The following is a 25,333-nucleotide window of genomic DNA, read 5'->3' as shown; positions in this document are numbered from 1 at the left end:
TGGGTGTGTGGTTGTTGGTGTTGGAACCCGGATGTGGTTGCCACCAACACTTATTTAATCGGGTGGAGATGACCCCCTGGGGTGACAAAAACCAGAAACAATACTTCTGGCTGAATTAGATGGCATGCTGTTGGGTGTCTGGAATGACATCGCAAGCGCCACACTGTGTGTGGTGTGTGTGGGTTGTTTCTAACATCGAGCATTCACAGCTTAATCAATTGCCTTTGTGGTGTTGGTTGTGGTGTGGGTGGTGTGTTGTGTGAGAACTGTATAGTGGACGCGAGCATCTTTATTTTTTTGTTTATTTTGTTGTGTGACCGAACGCGCCAAACACCATGGCAGTGCATGATCTTTTTTGGTTGTGTGTTGTGTGTGTGGTTGGTTTTTTGTGTTTGTTGTTTTTTAGGGCACACGGTGGATGCCTTGGCATATCAAGCCGATGAAGGACGTGAGAGGCTGCGTTATGCCTCGGGGAGTTGCCAACTAAGCGTTGATCCGAGGATGTCCGAATGGGGAAACCCAGCTGCAGTAATGTGTGGTTACCCATCAGTGAATATATAGCTGGTGTGGGGGTTGACACGGGGAAGTGAAACATCTCAGTACCCGTAGGAGAAGAAAACAATTGTGATTCCGTTAGTAGTGGCGAGCGAACGTGGATGATGGCTAAAACTTATGTGTGTGATACCCGGCAGGGGTTGCATGTAGGTGGTTGTGGGGCAACAACATCCATATTCTGCCGGATGTGGGCATATATCGCGTGGTTAGTGGAAGTGGTGTGGGAACGCCTACCGTAGAAGGTGAGAGTCCTGTACATGAAGGCCATGGTGGTGTGTGTGGTTGTTGATACCCCGAGTAGCAGCGGGCTCGTGGAATCTGCTGTGAATTAGCCGGGACCACCCGGTAAGCCTGAATACTTGATATGACCGATAGCGGATTAGTACCGTGAGGGAATGGTGAAAAGTACCCCGGGAGGGGAGTGAAATAGTACCTGAAACCGTGTGCTGACAATCCGTCAGAGCGCACCTTTGGTGTGTGATGGCGTGCCTTTTGAAGAATGAGCCTGCGAGTCAGCGGCATGTCGCGAGGTTAACCCGTGTGGGGTAGCCGTAGGGAAACCGAATCCTAACGAGGGTGATTTTTTAGTGGCATGTCTTGGACCCGAAGCGGAGTGATCTACCCATGGCCAGTGTGAAGCAGCTGTAAGAGGTTGTGGAGGCGCGAACCCACTTAGGTTGAAAACTGAGGGGATGAGTTGTGGGTAGGGGTGAAAGGCCAATCAAACTCCGTGATAGCTGGTTCTCCCCGAAATGCATTTAGGTGCAGCGTTGTGTGTTTCTTGCCGGAGGTAGAGCTACTGGATGGTTTAGCGGGACTATCATCTTAGCGACATCAGCCAAACTCCGAATGCCGGTAAGTGAGAGTGCAGCAGTGAGACTGCGGGGGATAAGCTTCGTAGTCGAGAGGGAAACAGCCCAGATCGCCGGCTAAGGCCCCTAAGGGTGTGCTAAGTGGAAAAGGAGGTGGGGTCGCGAAGACAGCCAGGAGGTTGGCTTAGAAGCAGCCATCCTTGAAAGAGTGCGTAATAGCTCACTGGTCGAGTGATTCCGCGCCGACAATGTAGTGGGGCTTAAGTACACCGCCGAAGCCGCGGCAATGATCCCTTGTGGATTGTTGGGTAGGGGAGCGTCGTGCACTACGGTGAAGCTTGAGGGTGACCTTGGGTGGAGTGTGTGCGAGTGAGAATGCAGGCATGAGTAACGATTGATGCGTGAGAAACGTATCCGCCGGATGACTAAGGGTTCCTGGGTCAAGTTAATCTTCCCAGGGTGAGTCGGGGCCTAAGGCGAGGCCGACAGGCGTAGTCGATGGATAACGGGTTGATATTCCCGTACCCGAGTATCAGCGACCATGGTGAATCAGTGATACTAACCACCCATAAGCACCTGTCACTTTCTTTGATTGTGGTGGTGTGTGGTTGCGTGGGACCTGATCTGGTAGTAGCTAAGTGATGGGGTGACGCAGGGAGGTAGCCTAGCCACTTATTGGATTGTGGTGTAAGCGTGTGGCACGCAGTGTAGGTCAAATCCGCACTGTTTTTGTGTGAGGCGTGATGCGGAGCCCTTTTTGGGTGAAGTGGGTGATCCTGTGCTGTCGAGAAAAGCCTCTAGCGATGGTGGTATTCGGCCCGTACCCTAAACCGACACAGGTAGTCAGGTAGAGAATACTAAGGCGTTCGGGTGAACTGTGGTTAAGGAACTCGGCAAAATGCCCCCGTAACTTCGGGAGAAGGGGGGCCACTACTGGTGGGAAGATCATGCATCTTTTTTGCTGGTGGTGGTCGCAGAGAATAGAGGGAAGCGACTGTTTACTAAAAACACAGGTCCGTGCGAAGACGTTGAAGTTGATGTATACGGACTGACGCCTGCCCGGTGCTGGAAGGTTAAGAGGACCGGTTAGTGAAGTTTACTTTGCGAAGCTGAGAATTTAAGCCCCAGTAAACGGCGGTGGTAACTATAACCATCCTAAGGTAGCGAAATTCCTTGTCGGGTAAGTTCCGACCTGCACGAATGGCGTAACGACTTCCCTGCTGTCTCAACCACAGGCCCGGTGAAATTGCAGTACGAGTAAAGATGCTCGTTACGCGCGGCAGGACGAAAAGACCCCGGGACCTTCACTATAGCTTGGTATTGGTGTTTGATTCGGTTTGTGTAGGATAGGTGGGAGACTGTGATCATGTGACGCTAGTTGTGTGTGAGTCGTTGGTGAAATACCACTCTGATCGGATTGGATGTCTAACCTTGGCCCATGATCTGGGTTGGGGACAGTGCCTGGTGGGTAGTTTAACTGGGGCGGTTGCCTCCCAAAATGTAACGGAGGCGCCCAAAGGTTTCCTCAGCTTGGTTGGTAATCAGGTGGTGAGTGTAAGTGCACAAGGGAGCTTGACTGTGACACTGACAGGTGGAGCAGGGACGAAAGTCGGGACTAGTGATCCGGCACCTACTTGTGGTTGTGGTGTCGCTCAACGGATAAAAGGTACCCCGGGGATAACAGGCTGATCTTCCCCAAGAGTCCATATCGACGGGATGGTTTGGCACCTCGATGTCGGCTCGTCGCATCCTGGGGCTGGAGTAGGTCCCAAGGGTTGGGCTGTTCGCCCATTAAAGCGGCACGCGAGCTGGGTTTAGAACGTCGTGAGACAGTTCGGTCTCTATCCGCCGCGCGCGTTGAAACTTGAAGGAAGGCTGTCCCTAGTACGAGAGGACCGGGACGGACGTACCTCTGGTGTGCCAGTTGTTCCGCCAGGAGCAGGGCTGGTTGGCTACGTACGGGAGGGATAACCGCTGAAAGCATCTAAGCGGGAAGCCTGTTTCGAGATGAGGTTTCGTTTGAGGTTCCCTGTAGATTATGGGGTTGATAGGCCAGATCTGGAAGCACTGTGAGGTGTGGAGGTGACTGGTACTAATGTACCGATAACAACAAACACCCCTTTTGGGGGTTGTTCCAAAACGCAACGTAACAAATGAGCATATAAAAATGTGTGTTCGCGTCCATTATGCAGTGTCTGACACAACACAACCAACGATAAGATTGTTGGTTTGGTGTGTGGTTGTGTCGGTGGTGATAGTAGCAGGGAAACGCCCGGTCCCTTTCCGAACCCGGAAGCTAAGCCTGGTTACGCTGATGGTACTGCACTCGGGAGGGTGTGGGAGAGTAGGTTACCGCCGACCAAAAACTTAACAAATATTTGTAGCCCCCTTTTAGAAACACACTGTGCTTTCTAAAAGGGGGCTACAGTCATTTTTAAAGGTGTGTGGGTAAGCTGAGAACTCAGGTCAGCTAACGGGGGGGGGCAGTGTCGGATAAACGGATGCTTAGAGTCTTAATCGTTGCTGCTGTAGTACTTACAGGATGTAGTAGTCCTGATCGCTTAGAAGATCATTTAAGGCTGGCTTCAGGATCTTCAACTTCCTTTAGTCTCCGAGACATTTACGGTGACGAATGGGCGGAGTTTTCAATAATTTGTCCCTACACACCACGTGATCGAATTGAACAAGCGCTACACATTAGTGCAGCAACAGTACCCAAGTTTGGTTTCGACGATTCCTATAGTGCGCTTGTTCTCAAAGCATCGTCAGATGGCAACGAAACGGAATGGATTGGATTCGACCGGGTAAACACTGTTGACTTGTGCTCGCCTCGTCGAGAAAATACCGATTTGTCGATTCAGTCCACGGATACAGTATTGGACTTTAGATTCAACACTGGCACCGATGTGTGGGAATTGGAGAGGTTACAGCTCGTTTAAGGGGCCATAATGTCAGATGGATATTTTGAGTTGTGCGCTTCATTTCATCCGGAGACCAAGGCAGCATGTAATGAGCAGATTTTGGTCAGATGCGACGTTATCGGGGCCTGCATATTTGACCTGGCGACCAAAGAACCTTGGGAATGCCGATGGATTTGGTCGTATGTGCTGGTTTGAGATTCCACCCCTACCAGCCAAACCTATGTACACCAGTGCGTACATGCCCGCAAAATCGGTAAAGGGGCTGCTTGATAACAGCTTTTACTTACAAACTTCCTGTTGGACGGTTGCTCACAAAGGTACGTTCCACATTGGTTTGGGGGTCCACGAAGGTGAGTGTACGGGCGATGAGGTGCATCGGCGTGGTGTAGTCTTCATCGTCGACGTCGTGGAGAACAGGATAAAGAGGGTCGCCAAGAATAGGGGCTGCGAAATCGCGCATGTGGATGCGCAGCTGGTGGGTTTTACCTGTTGAGGGCGCTAGAACGTAACGTGCCTGGCGGGGTAGAGGGCCGTGCATTTCTTCGAGGATGCTTTGCTCGGCGTCGTCGACCGGGGTGACCGATACTAGTTCTGTGCGCGCGTTGACGGGGCCTTCCACCGCGAAGGCTTGGACGATACCGCGCTCTTTTTCGATGCGCGATTCCCAAATTGCGGGACCATCATCAAGTAGTCCAGGAACGAACTTTGCGATTGCTTCATATGTTTTGGAGGCCTCTCGGCGGGCAAACAAAGTTTGGTAAGCGCCGCGAAGCTCTGGTTTTTTCACCATGACTAACACACCAGAGGTGAGCCTATCGAGGCGGTGAGCTGGGGTGAGATCGTTGTTTCCGGTCAGTACACGCATTTTCACTAGGGCGGTTTCAGTGATGTGACGTCCGCGAGGCATGGTTGCCAGGTAAGGTGGCTTGTCAATGACGAGGATGTCATCGTCTTCGTAAATGACATGAATTTTGTAAGGAATTGGGCGTTCGGCGGCGGGCATGCGATAGAACCAAATGTCGTCGTCGGGTTGCACTAAATCGTTTGGGGCGTAAGGCTCGCCGTAGTGGTTGACCACGAGGCCTTCGTCGAAACGCGCTTGTAACGCTTCGGCGTTGTCGCTGGGGTGGCGGTGGCGCTGCGTGGAAATCAGATATTCGACCAGCTCGATGGCGCGGATGGGCGCCGCATCTAGCGGCAGGCGGATGCGGGAGGGGTTAAGTCCATTGCGGATGGGTAATGGCGCTTTCATTTTCGGCTTTTGTACTACCCTGTTAGGCATGGACTTCAACGTAATCATCAACCCAATCATCGAATTTTTCAGCACTGATTTCGGTGCTATGGTCGCGCAAATTGGTCGCACCTTGTTTGACCTGCTTTTCCCTGCAAATACTGACGCTGCAGTGGTGAATGCGGGATAAATTTTTAACGTGTCTAGTGTAGTCGGCACAGGCCAAAAAGCACGATTGAGCGTGCTTGATCTCGTCGCGCTCAGTGAAGGCATGACGGCCGGCGAGGCCATCGCGCATACGGTTCAGGCCGCGCAGATCGCTGAAGAGCATGATTATGCGCGGTTTTGGGTGGCTGAGCACCACAACTCAGAAAGTCTGGCGTCATCGGCCACCACGCTGCTCATGGGTCATATTGCTGGCCATACGTCACGTATTCGCGTGGGCTCCGGCGGTATCATGCTGCCCAACCACTCTGCGCTGCACGTCGCCGAAGAACTCGGCACGCTAGACGCCATGTACCCCGGGCGCATCGAGGCCGGCCTGGGGCGCGCTCCAGGCACCGACCCTGGCACGGCGCGGGAATTGGGTAGGGCAAGTTCGCTTGTCGACGATGTCCTCTCCACAATCGTAACCCTCCAAAATTATTTGGACTCCCCCGATAAACGCCCGAATATCATCGCGCACCCAGGCATAAACTCCCATGTGCCGCTATTTATGCTGGGCTCCTCGCTCAATGGTGCTGCCATGGCTGCTCAACTGGATCTACCTTTTGCTTTTGCGAGTCATTTTGCGCCCTTCCAGATGGGACCTGCGATTGCGTCCTATCGTGAACGAGCAGTGCATCCTTATGTCATGGCAGCAGCCAATGTTTTGGTGTGCGACACACAAGAAGAAGCCGAATTCCAAATTTCTACTCTGCATCAAATGTTCGCCGGAATCGTGACCAATTCTCGCGGAAAACTTGCACCACCGGTGCGAAATTTGCAGGAGAAACTCGATCCTATGGTGTGGAAACACATCGAAGATTCATTGGAAATGACTTTCATTGGAACGGCTGAATCGGTGGTATTACAGCTGCAAGAGTTCGCCGATCGATACAAGTTAGATGAGATCATTACAGTTACGTATTCATTTGATCCGCAGGTCAGGTTCCGCTCCATCGCTGCACTTGGAACAGCATGGAACGCATCTGACCAATAGTGTCCAAAGCCTCAAAAATACTGGTACTAACCACCTGTGCTGATCGGCTATACGCGCTACACTGAAAAGTGTTAGAGATCATGAGTTTCCACAAACTGTAACGCAGGATTCACCAATCAATGAAAGGTCGACCGACATGAGCATTGAAGACATCGTCGTTGTAGCAGTAGACGGCTCGGACGCCTCAAAACAAGCTGTTCGGTGGGCTGCAAATACCGCCAACAAACGTGGCATTCCACTTCGCTTGGCTTCCAGCTACACCATGCCTCAGTTCCTCTACGCAGAGGGAATGGTTCCACCGCAAGAGCTCTTTGATGATCTCCAGGCTGAATCTCTGGAAAAGGTCAACGAAGCCCGCGATATTGCCCACGAGGTTGCACCAGACATCAAGATTGGGCACACCATCGCCGAAGGCAGCCCCATCGATATGCTGCTGGAAATGTCGCCCGATGTCACAATGATTGTCATGGGCTCCCGCGGTCTCGGCGGACTTTCCGGAATGGTCATGGGATCTGTTTCTGGCGCTGTGGTCAGCCACGCAAAGTGCCCAGTTGTTGTCGTCCGCGAAGACAGCGCAGTCAACGAAAACACCAAGTACGGCCCAGTCGTCGTCGGTGTGGATGGCTCTGAAGTCTCCCAACAGGCAACCGAGTACGCTTTCGCAGAAGCTGAAGCACGTGGCGCTGAACTCGTAGCAGTGCACACCTGGATGGATATGCAGGTTCAGGCATCACTCGCTGGACTTGCAGCCGCACAGCAGCAGTGGGATGAAGTGGAACGTCAGCAAACTGACATGCTGATCGAACGCCTCGCTCCGCTGGTGGAGAAGTACCCAAGTGTGACGGTGAAGAAGATCATCACCCGTGATCGTCCGGTTCGTGCACTTGCAGAAGCCTCTGAAAACGCACAGCTTCTGGTTGTCGGTTCTCACGGACGAGGCGGATTCAAGGGAATGCTTCTTGGTTCCACCTCACGCGCGCTGCTGCAATCGGCACCGTGCCCAATGATGGTGGTTCGCCCACCTGAGAAGAAGTAACTTGCTCCCTAGCGCCCCTGTTTCTTTAGTTGATAAGGAAGCCGGGGCGTTTTGTTGTGCGTCGAGTTTTTTTAGGGCTCAAGACTTCATTGGAGTCCAACAAGAGCTTTTGCTCGGAAGACACTGAGTTTTTATTTAGCGGATCCCAAAATGCTACCGAATTCTGCATTGTTTTCCTGACACTACTTTTGATAGTTTGCACTTTAGTGATCATCAACTACAAAGTGAAGATAATTGGACCCACCGAGGCTAGTCTATTGGAAACGATAGATCCTCAAATAGGTGGGTTATTTTTTGTCTAAAATGCGTTACCAAACCCCATCTCTGCCCCATCAGGGAGCAAGTAGAAAGACAAGTGCAGCGAGAGCCGCAAGCTAATACTGACTTATTAACGTTTAATAACGATCTAATGAATAATTGAAATAAGTTCGACCCTTAAATCAATATGCAATTAGACTTGGGGACATTGACCGAAAGAAAAGGAGAACCAAATGCTAACCCTTGGTTGGATTTCATGGATCGTCATTGGCGGTTTGGCTGGTTGGATCGCCTCCAAAATTAAAGGCACCGATGCCCAGCAGGGACTCTTCCTAAACATTGTTGTCGGTATCATTGGTGGTCTGCTTGGCGGCTGGCTGCTTGGAGTCTTTGGCGTTGATGTTGCCGGAGGCGGACTGATCTTCAGCTTCATTACATGTCTGATCGGTGCGGTGATCTTGTTGACTATCGTGCAGTTCTTTACTCGAAAAAAGTAAAGCGATCTTAACTTCTTCAGACCTGTTGATATTTTCAAGTATCAACAGGTCTTTTGTATGTTTCGGGGTAGAAAACCGGCTAGACTCGCCTGTAGATTAAAACTATACGAACCGGTTTGTCTATATTGGTTGTAGGCAACTAAAAGATCTACCCGAAAGGACGTGGCCGAACGTGGCTGCTAGCGCTTCAGGCAAAACTAAAACAAGTGCCGGGGCAAACCGTCGTCGCAATCGACCAAGCCCCCGCCAGCGTCTCCTCGATAGCGCAACCAATCTGTTCACCACGGAAGGTATCCGAGTAATCGGAATTGATCGTATTCTTCGTGAAGCAGATGTGGCGAAGGCGAGTCTGTATTCACTCTTTGGCTCCAAGGATGCGTTGGTGATTGCTTACTTGGAAAACCTTGATCAGTTGTGGCGTGAAGCATGGCGTGAGCGCACTGCGAATGCCAAAGATCCGGAAGAAAAGATCATCGCTTTCTTTGATCAGTGCATCGAAGAGGAACCAGAAAAAGGCTTCCGAGGTTCACATTTCCAGAATGCGGCTAGTGAATACCCACGTCCGGAAACCGATAGTGAAAAGGGAATCGTTGCAGCGGTGTTGGAGCACCGCAAGTGGTGTCATCAAACACTGACAGATTTGCTGACTGAAAAGAACGGTTACCCAGGCACTACTCAGGCTAACCAACTCTTGGTGTTTCTAGATGGCGGGCTGGCAGGATCCCGACTGGTGCAAAACATTAGCCCTCTAGAAACCGCGCGGGATCTGGCAAGGCAGCTGCTCTCAGCGCCACCTGCCGACTATTCAATTTAGTTTTCTTCCTTCTCTTCAGGGGATGGATCGTGAGGGGAGGCGTCGATAAGCCCTTTCTTTTTCGCTTTAACCTCAGCGCGGCGCTTTTTTAAGCGCTCCATGGCGGCGCGGTTCATCTCCCGTTGCGTTTCGCGGCGCTTGGTAGAGATTTCTTTTTGAGCCTGCTTTTGCTCATTGATTTTCTTGGTGCGCGCGCTGGTGAGCTCAACATTTTCCGCGTGCAGCGATGAAGCTTTCCAGGGTGTGAGCAGCATCAATGCGCGGTTTTTACGACGAGTCCACAGGAAACTACGCTTCTCTTTTTGCTTAGCGCGGTACTTATCGCGCTGCTCAAGATGATGGACCTTAAATTCCTCGCTCAATGGGTATTTGCGTTCCAAAATGATCATCATGATGATGGTTTGGAAAAGCGTCCACAGGTTGTTGCTTACCCAATACAGTGCAATAGCCGTGGGGAATGGTCCGGTCAGGCCGAGTGAGAGCGGGAAGATCGGTGCCAGGATGGACAGCACAAGCATGAATTTGATCATGCCGTTGGACACACTTGAGGCGTAATCATTTGTTTGGAATGCGCGGTACATGGACATCGCCATGTTGATAGCCGTGATGATTGCGGCAGCAATAAACAACGGCAGCACAAAACTAAGCACCTCAGCCTGCGTGGTACCCAAATACTCCAGCTGCTCCGTGGGCATAGACACATATGCAGGAAGAGGCACATTATTGATACGCCCCTCGAGGAAAGACTGGACTTCCTCAGGAGATAAGAATCCGATCGAATTGATAATCGGGTTTTCCAAACCACCTTCAGGACGTGCCATACGCAGCAACGCCCAATACAAACCAAGAATGAAAGGCATCTGAATCAGACCCGGCATACAACCCGCGATCGGATTGATGCCATGTTCTTTGTTCAGCTCACTCTGGCGTTTTTGCATCTCCCGAATGGACGCCTCATCGAACTTGCCTTCAAACTCCTTGCGGATCGCAGCTCGGTGAGGGCGGACGTGAGCTGCCGCACGGCCCGACTTAAGCATCTGCCACGTAAAAGGCGCGATGATGGCTCGAATGGTGATCACAAGGCCGAACAATGAAACGAACCATGCCAGTGAATCGTCCAATCCCACAACGTTATGAAGCAGCAAATGCCACAGCTTCATCACACCGGACACCGGATAAATCAAAATATCGAGCACTACTGTGTTCGCCTTTCCTGACAGGCAGCACTTCACAGCGTTTAAAGTGAAGACAACCCTAGATCTAAAAATGCCCAGCCGAGCAGTGAGCACAATTGCTAAACAGATGTACAATGTTTGAGATACGAATTAATCTCACGTGCACTTGTCTCATGGTACGTGCCTGAAAGTACGGGTACCTAAAAGGACATTGAGATTCGCCTAACAAAGATTTTGGACGATTACAGCAACGATGACAGCCACGTTAAACACCGAATCTCCCCACCCTGATAAGGGAGCAGGAAAGCCACGGCCTCAGATTAGTGTTTCGCAGATTATCGGTGAACTCCTGCTGACAATCGGAATCCTAGCGTTGCTCTTTGCCTTCTATGAGGCGTATTGGACCAATGTGGAATCTGGAAAACTTCAGGAATCGGCAAGCCAAAAACTTGATGAGGACTGGGAGCAGGAGCGGGATCGGGTGAACCCTCGGCAGAAACTAACCCCAGAACTCGGCGAAGCTTTTGCGCGGATGTATGTTCCCTCGTTTGGTTCTGACTTTAACTTTGCCATCATTGAGGGAACTGATGAGGCAGATCTGTTGGCAGGGCCAGGTCGCTATGTGGATTCACAGATGCCAGGTGAGGCAGGAAACTTTGCTGTCGCAGGACACCGCGTAGGTAAAGGGGCACCGTTCAATGACCTGGGAAACTTGGAAGTTTGTGATGCCATCGTCGTGGAAACATTTAACTCCTGGGATGTCTACCGCGTGATGCCTTTATCTACCAACGGATCAGATCGGGCAGCAGAAGCAGTAGATTGCTTTGATGAGACACAAGTAAATCGTATGGCAGAAGGGGATTATGCTTCTGTTTTGGGTCGTAGCATCACCACCCCTGACCGCATCGATGCCACATATCCAATACCAGGAGTTTTTGACACTACCGTGGCAGAAGGGGCAGAAGCGCTGTTGACGTTAACCACCTGCCACCCGCAGTTCTCAAACGCAGAGCGAATGATTGTACACGCTATGTTGGCGGAAGAAATCGATAAGTCTAGTGGCGAACGCCCGGCAGCTTTGGAGGAGAACTAAGTGTATTCACTGTTGTGGCACTACCTGCCGGGGCCTTGGTTTGTAAAACTTCTAATTGTTATCGCGCTCATCGCAGTGGTGTTTTTTGTGCTCATGGAAGTGGTTTTCCCATTGGTGTCCACGTTGATGCCGTATAACGATGTAGCGTTCTAAGCGTTCTAAGCTGCAAAAATCCACCACAAACTGACGGATTTTTGTGATTTGTGGTGGGGATTCTCGCTGCATGGCCTGAACAGTGCAAATTTTTGACCGATTCGCACGGCGCCCGGGCTGTTTGTGGTGAGTCCTTGATCAGTGAACTGGCAGGTTTCACAACTATCACTTTGGCCTCAAAGTGAGCCCCGCTAGGAGCCTCTCTAAGCGTATAACTCTTCCAAAATGAGGTAATAGTCCACCCCACACGCTCAACCGCTTAAAACGGCGCGTTTACAGATTCAAGTTCTGGATAACTTCCTCTGCAATCAGCTGCGCTTTAAGGGATTGGTCTTGGTTGGTGAACACGATGACTGCTGTGGGTCCTTTTTGGACGGCGTAGAGTGCACCGGAATTATTGTTGCCACCGCGACGGCCACCTGACCAACCGGTGGGTTCTTCGGCAGGTTCGGTGGAATCGATGGGGGCAGCCCAATCGACAACGGCGATTGCCTCATCGGTGGTTGCCATATCGCGGACAATCACCGTGAGTTGGGGTTCTTCGGGGAAGGAATAGTAGACGCAGGAGGGCGTCGAAAAGCGTTCGTCGATGCCGTAACCCGTGACACGCTGGCCGTTGGTATCGGCGACCCAGTCGGTGTCCAGGTAGGGGCATGCGGTTTGCTCGGTGCGCGCGACGGCGGGCATCGCGTCGATGGGCAGGCCATCGGTGATTACCTCGGGGGCAACTGAGGGAGCAACCTCAACAGGGACCTCTTCCGCCGGTTTTTCCGCTGCGCACGCAGTGAGCATGATGGAGGCAGCGAGGAAAATAGGTAATGTACGACGCATGCAATCAAGCCTAGATCGTGTGTCGGAGTCAGGACGCAATGAGCTCGATGTTGAAACGCTGGTGAAGCGGGGCAATCAGCCGGGCGCGATGAGCTATCGCAATAGTATTCACATTTTGACAGCAACGTTGCTGGTGGTGGGATTGGGGGCTTCGGCGCGCCTAACGCTGCCGATGTTTGCACTGTCGTGTGTGTTGTTGTTTGTGTGGGGATTTTTCTACTTTTATGGATCCACTAAACGAGTTGATTTTAGCCACGGCGTGCAGTTGGCGTGGTTGTTTGCGCTGTCGTTGGTGTGGATTGTCATGGTGCCGATCGTGCCGGTGTCCATTTATTTGCTTTTCCCACTGTTTTTCTTATATCTGCAGGTGATGCCCGATGTGCGGGGTATTATCGCGGTTGTTGGTGCCACGGCGGTTGCGGTGGCGAGCCAGTATTCGGTGGGGTTGACGTTTGGTGGCGTGATGGGCCCACTGGTATCCGCGATTGTTACCGTGGCCATTGATTATGCGTTCCGGACGTTATGGCGCGTTAATAATGAGAAGCAGCAATTGATTGATCAGTTGATTGAGACCAGATCTCAGTTGGCGGTGACGGAAAGAAACGCAGGTATTGCGGAGGAACGTCAACGCATTGCTCATGAAATCCACGACACGGTGGCGCAGGGCTTGTCCTCGATTCAAATGTTGTTGCATGTTTCTGAACAGGAAATCCTGGCGGCGGAGATGGAGGAGAAATCTAAGGACGCGATTGTAAAAAAGATGCGTCTTGCCAGGCAGACGGCTTCAGATAATCTCAGTGAGGCGCGTGCGATGATTGCGGCGTTGCAGCCGGCGGCGCTGTCTAAGACGTCGTTGGAAGGTGCGCTTCACCGCGTCACTGAACCGTTGTTGGGGATTAATTTTGTAATTTCTGTTGATGGTGAGGTTCGTCAATTGCCCATGAAAACTGAAGCAACATTGTTGCGCATTGCCCAAGGCGCTATTGGGAATGTGGCCAAGCACTCTGAGGCGAAAAACTGCCATGTGACCCTGACTTATGAGGACACTGAAGTTCGATTAGATGTGGTTGATGATGGCGTTGGGTTTGAGCCGTCGGAAATTTCTAGTACCCCCGCCGGGCTTGGCCACATTGGGCTTAGCGCGTTGCATCAGCGAGCAGTGGAGTTGCATGGTGAAGTTATAGTGGAATCTGCATATGGGCAGGGTACTGCGGTTTCTGCGGCGTTGCCGGTGGAGCCGCCGACTGATCCAGAGGTAGGTTCTCCAACATCAGGACACGGCGAATTTTCGGCCGAACTGGACAACTGATTTCTCCAACTTAAGGCGAGTAAGGCTACACTAAAATACAATTAATCTACCCATCGATACTCTTGAAGGCGCGTGCCCTTAAAAACCCTATGCGCCATTGGGAAGGACCAAGTTCAAACAATGATTCGCGTGCTGCTTGCTGATGACCACGAAATTGTGAGGCTCGGGCTTCGTGCTGTGCTGGAAAGCGCCGAGGACATTGAGGTTGTGGGTGAAGTTTCCACTGCAGAAGGCGCGGTGCAGGCTGCCCAAGCAGGTGGCATTGATGTCATTTTGATGGACTTGCGTTTTGGGCCTGGTGTTCAGGGAACTCAGGTTTCTACTGGCGCGGATGCAACAGCAGCGATTAAACGCACCATTGAAAACCCGCCGAAAGTGCTGGTTGTGACCAACTATGACACCGACGCCGACATTCTTGGAGCAATTGAAGCTGGCGCTTTGGGCTACCTGCTGAAAGATGCCCCTCCAAGTGAATTGTTGGCAGCGGTGCGCTCTGCGGCGGAAGGCGATTCCACGTTGTCGCCGATGGTTGCTAACCGTTTGATGACCCGCGTGCGCACCCCCAAGACTTCGCTTACCCCCCGTGAGCTGGAAGTTCTTAAGCTGGTGGCGGGTGGTTCTTCCAACCGCGATATCGGGCGCATCCTCTTCCTGTCGGAGGCCACGGTGAAGTCCCACCTCGTGCACATCTACGACAAACTCGGCGTACGTTCGCGCACCTCGGCCGTTGCAGCCGCCCGCGAGCAGGGCTTGCTCTAGGAAGCTGCTTTTCGACGCTCCCCTCTACTTATCCAACAGTCGATCCTGAATCTGATCCGATACTTGGTTCAGATCACGATCGATGGACTGGTGCGCACGATGGCGCTGCTGAGGGGACATGAACTCAGAGTTGTTGGCAGCGGCCTCTAGCTCATCGAGGCGCTCTTCAACATCGCGAACAAATCCACTGGGCAGTCCTGAATTCTTCGCGGTGTCGCGCACGCCTTGAATACGAGCCTTCAACGCTGCTGCATGACCTGCAAACTGGCTAAGCTGCTCAGCGGTCACACCAGCACGACGTGCACGGCTTTTAACCACCTGGTCGCGTGCTTCGGTGGAGAGGCGATAAATAATAGGCAACAGCAACGGTGTGAGAACCCGAGCGGTGCCCGCCCAACGCTTCACCTTGTCTTTATTCAGGCGACCTTGGCGTTTTTGCTCAAGGATATTCTTCGCCATTTTCAGCTCATGCTTATTGCGCTTCTTTAAGCCTTTGTCTTCAGCCTTCAGCAGATTCTTTTCCTGCTGAACAAGAAGTTTCTCACGCTTGAGATCTAGTTTTGCTTTGTTTTTCGCCTCGGTTTTTACCTTCGCCTCGGCTGCTTTGATCTCAGCTTTGGTCTTCGCGCGTGCGGATCGAATAGCTTCGAAGATGCCCATTAATGCCTCAACTCTTTCATCGGTCGGTTATTTCTCGACTTCTCGATTCAACTTTACCCACGATATTGCAATAAGCTCATGTCATTGTGGGAAGAATGCAGTCAGAGCGGATAACACCAAGTGATCTGGTGGGATGTAGGTACCGTCAGGTCCAACGCATACGTTTCCCAGAAATCGCACCTTTACCTGCAACGATGCAACGCAGAGCCCGCCGTGAAGTGGGCTTGATGGAGGTTTTGGACAGACTTCCGCAGCAACCCAAAAAGCGGGGACGGAATAACTTCACCAGGGTTGATCTGGATAATGAAGCCGAATTAGCGGAGTTTGACACCCTCGAAGCCATCGCAGCCGGCGAAACTTTAATCACCGGCGCAGTGTTTAGCGGCACCTTGGATGGCGTGCCATGGGAAGTCATCGCCGATATTTTGGTCCGCAACCCTGACGGCACCTATATGCCAGTGATGGTGAGCAACCACCGGGTGGCCCGCCCAGATCCACATAAAACAATGAAGGGGATCGCTGTTTCCCGTCTTGGCGTGGGGCAACCTTTGGAGGTTAAGGCAACATTACGCCACCACACCATCGACGGTTACCGGCTCACGTTGGCGATGATGGGGCTTGAAGAAGCCGGAGTTGCCCCCGTATCGTCCTTCGGTGCTGTTGTGGGACAAGACCGCGATTGGGCTTACCTTGTTGATGTCACCCGTTACGCCCCAGCCGCACACCGCGCTTTGCTCACCCCAACCCCTTCTGCACCCAGGCGAGTGAAAGAATGCTCAACCTGCAGATTCTGGCCCAAATGCGAACCCGAACTTAAAGCAGCCGACGATATCAGCCTCTTCTTATCCGGCGACCGCGCTGATACCTACCGCGAAAAAGGCATCCACACCACCACGGCGCTCATTGAGGCAAACTTAGGCGAAATCTCCCACATCGCCGCAGCCTGGCGAGACGACATCCCCGTCCTTCGCCGCACCGAGCACACCACCGCCCCGCGTTTCGACGTAGAAATCGACGTCGACGTAGAAGCCTACCTCGACCTAGGTGCCTACTTGTGGGGAGCCTGGGACGGCAAAACCTACATACCTTTTGTCATTTGGTCTGATCTAGGCAGCGAGGCGGAAGGCGAAAACTTCGCCCAATTCTGGTCCTGGCTTAAAGCGCGCCGGGACAAAGCCCGCCAACAGGGACAAACCTTTGGTGTGTACTGCTATGCCAGCAACGGTGAAAACCACTGGATGCTCTCTACCGCCCGCAGGTTCTACGGTAAGGTCAAAGGTGTTCCCAGCGAACAGGAAATCCGCGGCTTTATCAGCTCTGACCAGTGGAATGACATGTTTGCCGTAGCCCGATCCCAACTGGTTGGCCCCGGTGGTTTAGGACTAAAACAACTAGCTCCCGCAGCTGGATTCCACTGGGAGGAAGAAGATTTCGCAGGTGAAGACAGCCTGCACGCCTATCTGATTGCCTCCACTGCCCCCGAACCAGAAGCCGAGGCTGCTCGTGCTCAATTACTCAGTTACAACGGCGATGATTGCAGGGCTACCGCCGCTGTGCGCCATTGGCTTCGAAAAGGTGCGCGTTCTGCTCCAGTTTTGGGTGCTTGATATCGGGATCGGGTGGGTCGATTCTTAGAGACCAAACTGGCGTGCCAAGATTCTCGGGTTTTAAGAATTTTTGTCACGCCAGTCCGGTTCGGGAAGAGCTTAACCAAACATATGTGCCAACAATTTGGATTTTTCGAGATTCTTGGCACCGGTGTTTGGTCTCAGTGCGCATTGCTCAAAATCTGGACAAAGGGCTCCTAAAAAGTGCCCTCCTAGAATCGCTTTTAAGAGCCTTTTGGTCACTAATTGATACAAATACTCATTCGGGAAATTGAGTCGCTTAAATGGCGAATAAACAACGTTGGTTAAAAACCTTCACCTCAAGTGGCACTGGTGACCAAGACAGGATTTTCTCGAGCCGTTTTTGGTCTTCCACGCTGGTTTGTAGTCTTTAGAATTTGCACTGGTGACCAAACCGAGGAGCTTTTGTGAAAGTTTTGGTCACCTGGGACGGTCATGGCTGAGTCGGAGCCGGCACCTTTACCTCTAGGTCCATTCCTTGTGCGTGGTGGCCTGCGATGGTGCACCAGCCTTCCATGTCTTCGGAAATGTCGCCGACGGTGACGGTGATTTCATCTCCTGGCGCGACCCTGCCGGTTTGCACGCCGTTGGCAAATTTCAGATCGTGGACCATGTCGTCTTCGTTGATCATCGTGACTTCTAAGGATTTACCGGCTGGAACTTCGATGACATCGGGGATAAATACCATATCACCTGCGGTAATGGTCACGGGATAGACATCGGAATTAGTGGATGCAACCGGCGCTACACCTGGGTTGAGCCCACCGAAGGCTGCCAAAATAAGCGCAAGCACTGAAATTCCGGCGGTGATTTGATTAAGGCGAGGTCCCTCCGGCGGGGTGATGGGTTCACGCGTTTTGGTAATGACACCGCGCTGCGCCCGCACGGCTTTGGGAAGCAAAATGACAAAAATTGCCAGCGCACCGATGCTGAGCAGTGACACAATTACGCGGAGCCAGGAGTTGTCGGTAAGCAGCCAAATCGCCAGTCCGCCATTGAGCAGCGTCCATCTAAACAGCCCCGCAGTGTTCAAAATATGCGTTCCGGTTCGCACCGCGCTCGCGCCGCCACCCATCGTTGACGGCAGCAGATAGCTCATCACACCAATTAAAAGCTGCGCGCCAAAGCCGATGACCAGCGCAATTGTTGGAACTTCCACATGGTAAAGCTCGCCATTATGAATCACGGCCTGCACCGCCAGCCACGCCAAGGTGCCCACGAGCCAAAGGGGTGCGGTGGAGGAGGTAGACGTCGAAAAGCTTAAATTGCTTATCGACGCCTTCCCCCACCCCGCCATGCACAGCAACCATGCTGCCGCGTAGGCGGCCAGGCCTGCGGCGGTGACATAACCGTTGTCGAGCAGGATGCCTGCGACGATGATCGGCAAGGCGATCGCCATGATGCCTACTGACCAGGGAGTGAAATTGCGGCGGATTTTGGTGCGCCAAATCGCAGCGAAAAGCACAGACAAGGAACCCAGCGCGGCGAACCCCACAAAACCCAAAAAGTTAATCACCGAGTGGGTAAGCAGCACGCGCTCCTGCAGATTTCCCGACAGCTCCTTGGATAAAAGCGCACCCGCAAAAGCGCCGAACGGCAAACAGCACGCGCTGGCAACATACGCCACAACTGCAGAAGCAAACGGCTGGCCATGCTTCGCGCTGCGAAATTGCGCGGCCAAACTACCCGCGTGCCAGGCCAGCGCAAGCCCCACGAACGTCGCGCCCACACTCGTAACAATCCACTGATCCACCATCTGGCCAATGATCGTGACGATGATTCCCACATTCAGCAACCGAATCTTCATCAACTGCGCAGGGCGTTTTGAATCATCGAGTTTTAAGTGCAGGAACTTTTCCGTGAAATGCTGCGACCACACAACAATGGAGTTTGTGATGGCGCCGAGGGTGAAAAGGTGAATAAGCACCCAACGATATTCCGGAAGCAGCGGATGGATTAAACCGGCGACAACTAAAACTATCAACCAAATAGATACTGGTCTGCTTGCTTTTCTGTGCCAGGTGCGACTGCTCCAGGTGGAATCGTTGCTCATAGCAACAACAATAACGCCGATTTAAACACGGACAAATTCGTATTAATTCACCTTGTGGGCTAGTTTGGCCAGGGTGATGGAAATGCCTAAGACTCCGCACAGGAGCAGGACTAGCCAGCCAATGAACGCAATCCACGGCAAATGGGTGAACACAAATCCCGAACCCCAACCGACCACCGAGGACCCAACGTAATAACAAAATAAGTACATGCTGGAGGCTTCCGCACGATCATGCGTTGCAATAATCCCAATCCACCCCGACGCACTGGAATGCAAAGCAAAAAACGCTGCCGTGAACACAAAAAGGGCAACAAGCGTGATCCACAAATTGTTAATGCCCATCATGGCCATTGAGGCGATCATCGTCAGGCTTAGGAAAATAACCGTTGGTCCATTGCCGATCTTCTCCCTCAACGCACCTGCCTGAGTAGAACTCCACGTACCAGCCAAATACATGATGAACACCGCGCCAACCAGGACTTCACTTAAACCAAACTGATCCATCATGCGAAAGCCTAAGTAGTTATACAACGACACAAATGTGCCCATCCCGAGAAACGCCGTCAGAAACAGCAACGCCAAACGAGGATTACGCCAATGCGCAGTCATCGCTGAAAACTCATGGCGCACATTGATATTCTTCGGTTGGAATTTCCGCTGCTTGGGAAGCAACATCACCATGATCGCGCCGAAAATCAACGCGGCAACAGAACTGCCCAGCAATGCATTTTGCCAATGAGTCACCTCAAGCAGGCCTGCAGGGATCATGCGGCCAGTTAATCCACCGACCGTATTGCCAGCGATGTAAATTCCCATCGCATGCCCAATATCTTTTGGATGGATCTCCTCAGACAACCAGGTCATAGCCACCGCCGGAGTGCCAGCCAGCAGCACTCCCTGCAGCCCTCTGAGCAGGATAAGTGCAGTGATATTAGGAACCAACGGCAAGATCAAACCAACAATAATGGCCAAAGAAAGCGAGGTTATAAGAACCCGGCCCCTGCCAAATTTCTCCGAAAGAATTGACGCCGGAACAATACACACCGCGAGCATGCCGGTAGTAGCGGATACGGTCAGTGCAGATTGAGTAGGGGTAATGCCTAACTCTGCCGTCATTGTTGGCAACAAAGCCTGAGTGCAATAAAGACCATTGAACGCAGCCAACCCGGCAGCCAACATGGCGAACACAGCGCGTTTGTAATTCCGTGTTCCGCGCTCAATTCCCTGGTATTCCGTGACCTTGGTATCTATCGCTTGGCTCATGGGCACCATCATGCGCCAACAGGCAATATTAGTAAAATGTTAGAAATAGCTGTTTTTGATTCATTCTATGCATGTAGGCTGTGACCATGAACAATGATGGCGGAGAAATGCGAATCGATGATGTTCGCAGCTTCATATCAGTCGCAAACTCAGGCCACCTCACCGAAACCGCTGACCGTTTAGGCATCCCCCAGCCCACACTGTCCAGAAGGATCGGACGTGTAGAAAAACACGCGGGCACCCCACTTTTTGACCGCGCCGGCCGAAAACTCGTCCTCAATCAACGAGGTCGCGCATTTCTCGCCCACGCTAGTGCAATTGTCGCGGAATTTGACTCTGCCGCCACTGAAATCAAACGACTCATGGATCCCGAAAAAGGAACCATCCGCCTTGATTTCATGCACTCCCTTGGCACATGGATGGTTCCAGAACTAATCCGCACGTTCCGAACTGAACATCCCCATGTGGAATTCCAACTCCACCAAGCAGCAGCAATGCTCTTGGTCGACCGAGTGTTAGCCGATGAAACTGACCTCGCATTAGTTGGTCCCAAACCGGCGGAAGTGGGAACTTCTCTAGGGTGGGCGCCACTTTTGCGCCAACGCCTTGCTCTGGCTGTTCCGGCAGATCACAGGCTGGCATCAGGTTCCGGAGAAATCCCATTATCGGAAGTGGCAGGTGAACCCTTTGTGGCGATGCGCGCAGGATTTGGCACGAGGCTTTTAATGGACGCCTTGGCTGAAAAGGCCGGATTTGTACCCAACGTGGTTTTCGAATCCATGGAACTAACCACCGTCGCTGGCCTTGTTAGCGCAGGTCTAGGCGTTGGAGTAGTGCCGATGGATGATCCATACCTACCCACAGTTGGAATTGTGCAACGCCCACTTAATCCACCTGCTTATAGGGAGTTGGGTTTAGTGTGGCGACTTAATGCGGGACCTGCTCCTGCGGTGGACAATTTCCGAGAGTTTGTTGCTGGATCTAGATATGCGCTGGAAAGGAGCTAAAGCTGCGGTGGCCGTTTTAAGGGGCTGAAATTGCCGGGTGAGCTGTTGTCCCAATTTAGAGGAGTTAGGCTGTTAGAAGCGATTCTGAGGGCGTGGTTTTTGGGACTTTTGGGGCTGGTGTGATTCTTGAGTGATAGCTGAATGGTTGCTGATCAAGTATTCGTTCATTGTCGGCGGCGAGTTCTGAAAACCGAACGAATACTTGCATTCTCCGGCCTGATTAGCGCAAATTTTCGATTAAAATCCGCTTCTCGCCCTCCATTTCGGAACGAAAATTTGCAACTCGGGATCTAGTCACCCTGCCCTAGATACGGCGAGTATTTTCTGGGAGCTGCCTGCAAGACCCCAGGGCAAGGATTCACCACATCGGGGACGAAACTTCGAACTTGTGGTGGATTCGTGCAGTTTCAGACCTTGAAAATGCAAGGATCCACCACAAACCTTCAAAATCCTCACGGTTGTGGTGGGGATTTGCATATTGCTCCATGAGTCAGTGATGTCTTCTTGCCCTGGTGTGTCAATTCACCATTTTCTGCAACCTGCTGCTAAAAAATGGTGGATCCTCACGCTTTTTGGCTCTGAAAGTGTGTCAATTCACCATTTTCCGCTGTCCACCGCCGAAAAATGGTGAATCCTCACGGGCTAACCACCTAACCACCTAACCAGCACCCCAAAAACCACACCTTAAAAAAGCGCATCAAAAAACCACCCTAGAAAAACCCAGGGTGGTTATTGCTTGAGGGAGTAAAAGCTTACTTGGAAGCTGCTGCGTAGCGCTGTGCTACGTCATCCCAGTTGAAGACGTTCCAAACAGCCTTGACGTAGTCTGCCTTAACGTTCTTGTACTGCAGGTAGAAAGCGTGCTCCCACATATCGAGCATCAAAAGTGGGGTGATGTCGATGGAGATGTTGCCCTGCTGGTCGGTGAGCTGCTCGATAACGAGGCGACCTGCGATGTGGTCGTAGCCAAGAACTGCCCAGCCGGAGCCCTGGAGACCCAGTGCTGCGGAGTTGAAGTGGTCCTGGAACTTAGCAAATGAACCGAAGTCGCGGTTGATTGCCTCTGCTAGGTCACCGGTTGGCTCGCCGCCACCGTTAGGGGAGAGGTTCTTCCAGAAAACGGAGTGGTTGGTGTGTCCACCGAGGTTGAATGCAAGGTTCTTGGACAGTGCACGGATCTGGTCTGGGTTGGTGCCCTCTTCGCGTGCCTTTTCTAGTGCCTCAAGTGCAGCGTTTGCGCCGGCAACGTAGGTTGCGTGGTGCTTGGAGTGGTGGAGCTCCATGATTTCTGCTGCGATGTGTGGCTCGAGAGCGTCGTATGCGTAGTCGAGTTCTGGAAGTTCGTATACAGCCATGAATAATCCTTTCGTAGGTTTCTGCACCGAGCATATACACCTTTTGGAAATCCGTCAGATGGCGCTTTGCAAAAGTGCCCGTGCGCTACATCCCAATGATAGGCCTATTTGTTGATATTGCAACGAATCTTTTCAAGTCACCTATTTATCAGACCCCCAGGGAATAATGGTGAATCTGTACTGGTTGGAATGGCATAAGGCTTCCTCAATTTCTAGAAAGGAACTTTCCTGTTATGGCATGGTTTTTCACTCCTGAGCCGGTGATGGTTACCCCTGATGAGGCGCTTAAAGGTGGCAAACATCCTGTTCTAGAAAATCCTGCGCCTCATACGGTGTTGGGTACTCCGATTACGGGTCCGTGGAAGGATGGCCAGAAGCGGATTTGGATTGGTCTTGGTTGTTTCTGGGGTGTGGAGCAAATGTATTGGAAGATGGACGGCGTTGAGGGCACGTCTGTCGGATATGCTGGCGGTTTCACTCCGAATCCGACGTATCGTGAGGTGTGTTCTGGTCGCACGGGGCACACGGAAATCGTTGAGGTTGTTTATGATCCTTCGAAGATTTCCCTCGAGAAGTTGGTCGCTAGTGGGTTGGAAGCACACGATCCGACTCAGGGTTTCCGCCAGGGTAATGATGTAGGTACGCAGTATCGTTCTGCTTTTTACACCGAGACCGAGGAGGACGCTGCTCGGGTAAAAGCCGTGGTTGATGCCTATGGAAAGACGCTGAAGCAGCACGGTTTTGGTGAGATCACCACGGAGATCGGCGTGATCAGCCCGGATCAGTACTTCCTGGCGGAGGACTACCACCAGCAGTACCTGGATAAAAACCCCGACGGGTATTGCCCCCACCACTCCACGGGGATTCCATGTGGGGTGGACGCTTAAAAGATTTTTGCTTGTCGACGCACCCCTCCACCCCCTATTACCCTTGGGCGTATGACAATCAAAGCTCTTTTAGCTGACCTCGATCACACCCGCGATTACCGCGAAGAACTGTATAAGTATTTCCATCAGCATCCTGAGTTGTCTTTGCAGGAGTTTAAGACATCAGAGCGGATAGTTGCGGAGCTGGAATCTTATGGGGTGGATTCGATAACCCGCATTGGGGAAACTGGCGTCGTTGCGGTTATCGAAAACGGCGAAGGTCCAGTTGTGGCTTTACGCGGTGATATTGATGCCCTTCCCATGGCTGAAGAATCCGGCAAAGAATACGCCGCAACTGGGGTTACCCAGGTAGATAAAAACACAGGTAAAGAAACTCCCGTTGCACATTCTTGTGGTCATGATGTGCATATTTCCTCACTGTTGGGTGCGGTTGAGGCGTTTAACTCCCATAAGGATGCGTGGAGTGGCACGTTGATGGCCGTTTTCCAGCCAGCGGAAGAAACGGCAGCTGGTGCGAGGATGATGGTGGAGGAGGGAATCGTCGATAAGCTTCCTACGCCGGATGTCTATCTAGGCCAGCATGTGCTGGGCTCCTTGCCTGGTGGGGCGGTGGGCACGCGTGAGGGGGCGGTGATGTCGGAGGCGGCGTCGATTGAGATCACCTTGCATGGCAAGGGTTCGCATGGTTCGATGCCGAATTTGGGAGTGGATCCGATTGTGTTGGGTTCGGCTATCGTGACGCGTTTACAGTCGGTGATTTCTCGGGAAATTGCAGCTAGTGAGACTGCTGTGCTGACGGTGGGCAGTTTCCATTCGGGCACAAAATCCAACATCATTCCTGATTCTGCGGTGCTGCAGCTCAATACGCGTGCGTTTTCTAAGGATGTTTCGAAGCATTTGCATGAGGCCATCGAGCGGATTGTGCGCCATGAATGCGAAGCCGCGCGCTGCCCGAAGCCACCAGAGTTTAAGTACTACGACCAGTACCCATTAACAAACAATGATGAATCTGTGACCGAGCGGGTTCGGGCGGCGTTTGATAAATTTTTCGGCGACAACTCAGTCGATCTGGCTCAAGTCCCAGCTTCTGAAGACTTCTCGATCATCCCCGATGCATTCGGTGTTCCTTATTCCTACTGGGGTTTGGGTGGATTTGCAGATTGGAAAAACGCGCCGGGTAACCACTCGCCCGCATTTGCCCCCGATATCCAACCAACCCTTGACCGTGGAGTAGAAGCGCTGGTGGTCGCGTCTTCAGCATGGTTAATTAAGTAGGTTGGCTCCATGAACCCATTCCTTAACGACACCTTAATTGTCCAACAAATCACCTCCTTTTTGAGCAATGATTTTGAAATCTACAACCCAGAAGGCGACGTAGTCATCAGAATCAAAACGGAAGGATCCTTAGGCTCACGGCTGGTCAAAGGCGATCGCCGATTCACCCTGGAGGACGCTTTTGGCACACCACTGATGCAGGTGCGTGACCCTATGAACTTTGTGCGCGACACCTACGAAATCGATGACGCGAATGGCACCCCGATTGCCCATGTGCGCAAGCGTTTTACCTTCTTTAACAAGCGCATGGACATTGAATTACCAGGTGGCAGCGTTATTGAAATGCATGGAAACTTCCTCGGGTTCGACTTTGAATTCCGCATGGGCGACCGAATTCCAGCGCATGTGTCCCGAAAATGGTCCGGCGCTGCCAAAGGATTTTTAGGCAGAAGTACCTATGCCGTGAACTTTGATGCGGAAGCTCCTGAAGACATCCGGAAAGTGATCATCGGCGCCATGATTGCGCTGGATCTTATTCGGGCAAAGGAACAAAACTAGTC

At 52.2% G+C, this 25,333-nt stretch carries 21 protein-coding genes and 2 rRNA genes; 16 read left to right on the top strand and 7 right to left on the bottom strand.

Translation table 11 applies throughout. The features are described 5' to 3' along the window. Positions 1–391: 391 nt before the first annotated feature. Positions 392–3,483 (top strand): 23S ribosomal RNA (locus tag N24_RS15450). A gap of 128 nt (positions 3,484–3,611) precedes the next feature. Beyond that, positions 3,612–3,728: ribosomal RNA gene (rrf, locus tag N24_RS15445) — 5S ribosomal RNA — on the top strand. A gap of 843 nt (positions 3,729–4,571) precedes the next feature. On the opposite strand, the gene N24_RS15440 is transcribed toward rrf, so the two are convergent. Further along, positions 4,572–5,540, bottom strand: coding sequence for a pseudouridine synthase (locus tag N24_RS15440; protein WP_096459152.1), 969 nt, complete (start codon positions 5,538–5,540; stop codon positions 4,572–4,574). 28 nt (positions 5,541–5,568) lie between these two features. Between N24_RS15440 and N24_RS16395 the strand changes: the two genes are divergently transcribed. The 5 genes from N24_RS16395 (at position 5,569) to mcbR (ending at position 9,325) form a co-directional block, all read left to right on the top strand. Then, complete coding sequence (locus N24_RS16395; RefSeq protein WP_167382146.1) at positions 5,569–5,709, top strand: hypothetical protein; 141 nt, start codon at positions 5,569–5,571, stop codon at positions 5,707–5,709. Between the two features lie 9 nt (positions 5,710–5,718). Further along, positions 5,719–6,720 (top strand): LLM class flavin-dependent oxidoreductase, encoded by a 1,002-nt coding sequence (locus N24_RS15430; RefSeq protein WP_096459146.1) that lies wholly within the window; start codon positions 5,719–5,721, stop codon positions 6,718–6,720. Between the two features lie 136 nt (positions 6,721–6,856). Then, complete coding sequence (locus N24_RS15425) at positions 6,857–7,756, top strand: universal stress protein (protein WP_096459143.1); 900 nt, start codon at positions 6,857–6,859, stop codon at positions 7,754–7,756. Positions 7,757–8,247: 491 nt separating this feature from the next. Then, positions 8,248–8,511, top strand: coding sequence for a GlsB/YeaQ/YmgE family stress response membrane protein (locus tag N24_RS15415; RefSeq protein ID WP_096459137.1), 264 nt, complete (start codon positions 8,248–8,250; stop codon positions 8,509–8,511). A 172-nt stretch (positions 8,512–8,683) separates the two neighbouring features. Then, a complete protein-coding gene (mcbR, locus tag N24_RS15410) occupies positions 8,684–9,325 on the top strand; it encodes a TetR/AcrR family transcriptional regulator MbcR (RefSeq protein WP_096459134.1) in 642 nt (213 codons plus the stop codon). Here the strand turns inward: mcbR and yidC are convergent. Beyond that, the gene (gene yidC, locus N24_RS15405) at positions 9,322–10,521 is read right to left on the bottom strand and encodes a membrane protein insertase YidC (RefSeq protein WP_167382145.1); all 1,200 of its coding nucleotides are present in this window, start codon (positions 10,519–10,521) and stop codon (positions 9,322–9,324) included. The two genes, mcbR and yidC, sit on opposite strands and share 4 nt — an antisense overlap. A gap of 232 nt (positions 10,522–10,753) precedes the next feature. On the opposite strand from yidC, the gene N24_RS15400 reads away from it, so the two are divergent. Both N24_RS15400 and N24_RS15395 read left to right on the top strand, forming a co-directional pair. Continuing rightward, positions 10,754–11,593 (top strand): class E sortase, encoded by an 840-nt coding sequence (locus N24_RS15400; RefSeq protein WP_096459131.1) that lies wholly within the window; start codon positions 10,754–10,756, stop codon positions 11,591–11,593. After that, positions 11,594–11,746: a hypothetical protein gene (locus tag N24_RS15395; protein ID WP_096459128.1), complete on the top strand. Its 153-nt coding sequence runs from the start codon at positions 11,594–11,596 to the stop codon at positions 11,744–11,746. 273 nt (positions 11,747–12,019) lie between these two features. Here the strand turns inward: N24_RS15395 and N24_RS15390 are convergent, their stop codons facing one another. After that, positions 12,020–12,577, bottom strand: a complete 558-nt coding sequence (locus N24_RS15390) for a DUF2020 domain-containing protein (protein ID WP_096459125.1) — start codon at positions 12,575–12,577, stop codon at positions 12,020–12,022. On the opposite strand from N24_RS15390, the gene N24_RS15385 reads away from it, so the two are divergent. Together N24_RS15385 and N24_RS15380 are read left to right on the top strand one after the other, a co-directional pair. Further along, the gene (locus N24_RS15385; RefSeq protein ID WP_096459122.1) at positions 12,576–13,886 is read left to right on the top strand and encodes a sensor histidine kinase; all 1,311 of its coding nucleotides are present in this window, start codon (positions 12,576–12,578) and stop codon (positions 13,884–13,886) included. The genes N24_RS15390 and N24_RS15385 overlap by 2 nt on opposite strands. 120 nt (positions 13,887–14,006) lie before the next feature. Next, positions 14,007–14,645: a LuxR C-terminal-related transcriptional regulator gene (locus N24_RS15380; protein ID WP_096459119.1), complete on the top strand. Its 639-nt coding sequence runs from the start codon at positions 14,007–14,009 to the stop codon at positions 14,643–14,645. Between the two features lie 24 nt (positions 14,646–14,669). Here N24_RS15380 and N24_RS15375 read toward each other — a convergent pair whose 3' ends face one another. Beyond that, positions 14,670–15,305 carry a DUF6474 family protein gene (locus tag N24_RS15375; RefSeq protein ID WP_096459116.1) on the bottom strand — a complete coding sequence of 212 codons (636 nt, stop codon included), beginning with the start codon at positions 15,303–15,305 and terminating at the stop codon, positions 14,670–14,672. A 194-nt stretch (positions 15,306–15,499) separates the two neighbouring features. On the opposite strand from N24_RS15375, the gene N24_RS15370 reads away from it, so the two are divergent. After that, positions 15,500–16,912 (top strand): TM0106 family RecB-like putative nuclease, encoded by a 1,413-nt coding sequence (locus N24_RS15370; protein WP_096459113.1) that lies wholly within the window; start codon positions 15,500–15,502, stop codon positions 16,910–16,912. A gap of 454 nt (positions 16,913–17,366) precedes the next feature. On the opposite strand, the gene N24_RS15365 is transcribed toward N24_RS15370, so the two are convergent. Further along, the gene (locus N24_RS15365; protein WP_096460329.1) at positions 17,367–18,914 is read right to left on the bottom strand and encodes a cupredoxin domain-containing protein; all 1,548 of its coding nucleotides are present in this window, start codon (positions 18,912–18,914) and stop codon (positions 17,367–17,369) included. A gap of 114 nt (positions 18,915–19,028) precedes the next feature. Further along, positions 19,029–20,261: an MFS transporter gene (locus N24_RS15360; RefSeq protein ID WP_096459110.1), complete on the bottom strand. Its 1,233-nt coding sequence runs from the start codon at positions 20,259–20,261 to the stop codon at positions 19,029–19,031. Positions 20,262–20,335: 74 nt separating this feature from the next. Between N24_RS15360 and N24_RS15355 the strand changes: the two genes are divergently transcribed. Then, entirely contained in the window at positions 20,336–21,256 is a 921-nt protein-coding gene (locus N24_RS15355; protein WP_096459107.1) for a LysR family transcriptional regulator, read from the top strand. 752 nt (positions 21,257–22,008) lie between these two features. Here N24_RS15355 and N24_RS15350 read toward each other — a convergent pair. After that, complete coding sequence (locus N24_RS15350; protein ID WP_096459104.1) at positions 22,009–22,611, bottom strand: superoxide dismutase; 603 nt, start codon at positions 22,609–22,611, stop codon at positions 22,009–22,011. Between the two features lie 233 nt (positions 22,612–22,844). On the opposite strand from N24_RS15350, the gene msrA reads away from it, so the two are divergent. Genes msrA through N24_RS15335 form a run of 3 tightly spaced genes read left to right on the top strand, consistent with a single transcriptional unit; the run spans position 22,845 to position 25,331 of the window. Further along, entirely contained in the window at positions 22,845–23,498 is a 654-nt protein-coding gene (gene msrA / locus N24_RS15345; protein WP_096459101.1) for a peptide-methionine (S)-S-oxide reductase MsrA, read from the top strand. A gap of 51 nt (positions 23,499–23,549) precedes the next feature. Further along, positions 23,550–24,773 carry an amidohydrolase gene (locus N24_RS15340; RefSeq protein WP_096459098.1) on the top strand — a complete coding sequence of 408 codons (1,224 nt, stop codon included), beginning with the start codon at positions 23,550–23,552 and terminating at the stop codon, positions 24,771–24,773. A gap of 9 nt (positions 24,774–24,782) precedes the next feature. Beyond that, positions 24,783–25,331, top strand: coding sequence for an LURP-one-related/scramblase family protein (locus N24_RS15335; RefSeq protein WP_096459095.1), 549 nt, complete (start codon positions 24,783–24,785; stop codon positions 25,329–25,331). Positions 25,332–25,333: the final 2 nt, after the last annotated feature.

This window comes from Corynebacterium suranareeae (assembly GCF_002355155.1).
Classification (GTDB): Bacteria; Actinomycetota; Actinomycetes; order Mycobacteriales; family Mycobacteriaceae; genus Corynebacterium; species Corynebacterium suranareeae.
The sequence above is the reverse complement of the archived record's forward strand: the minus strand, read 5'-3'. Positions and strand labels throughout refer to the sequence as shown.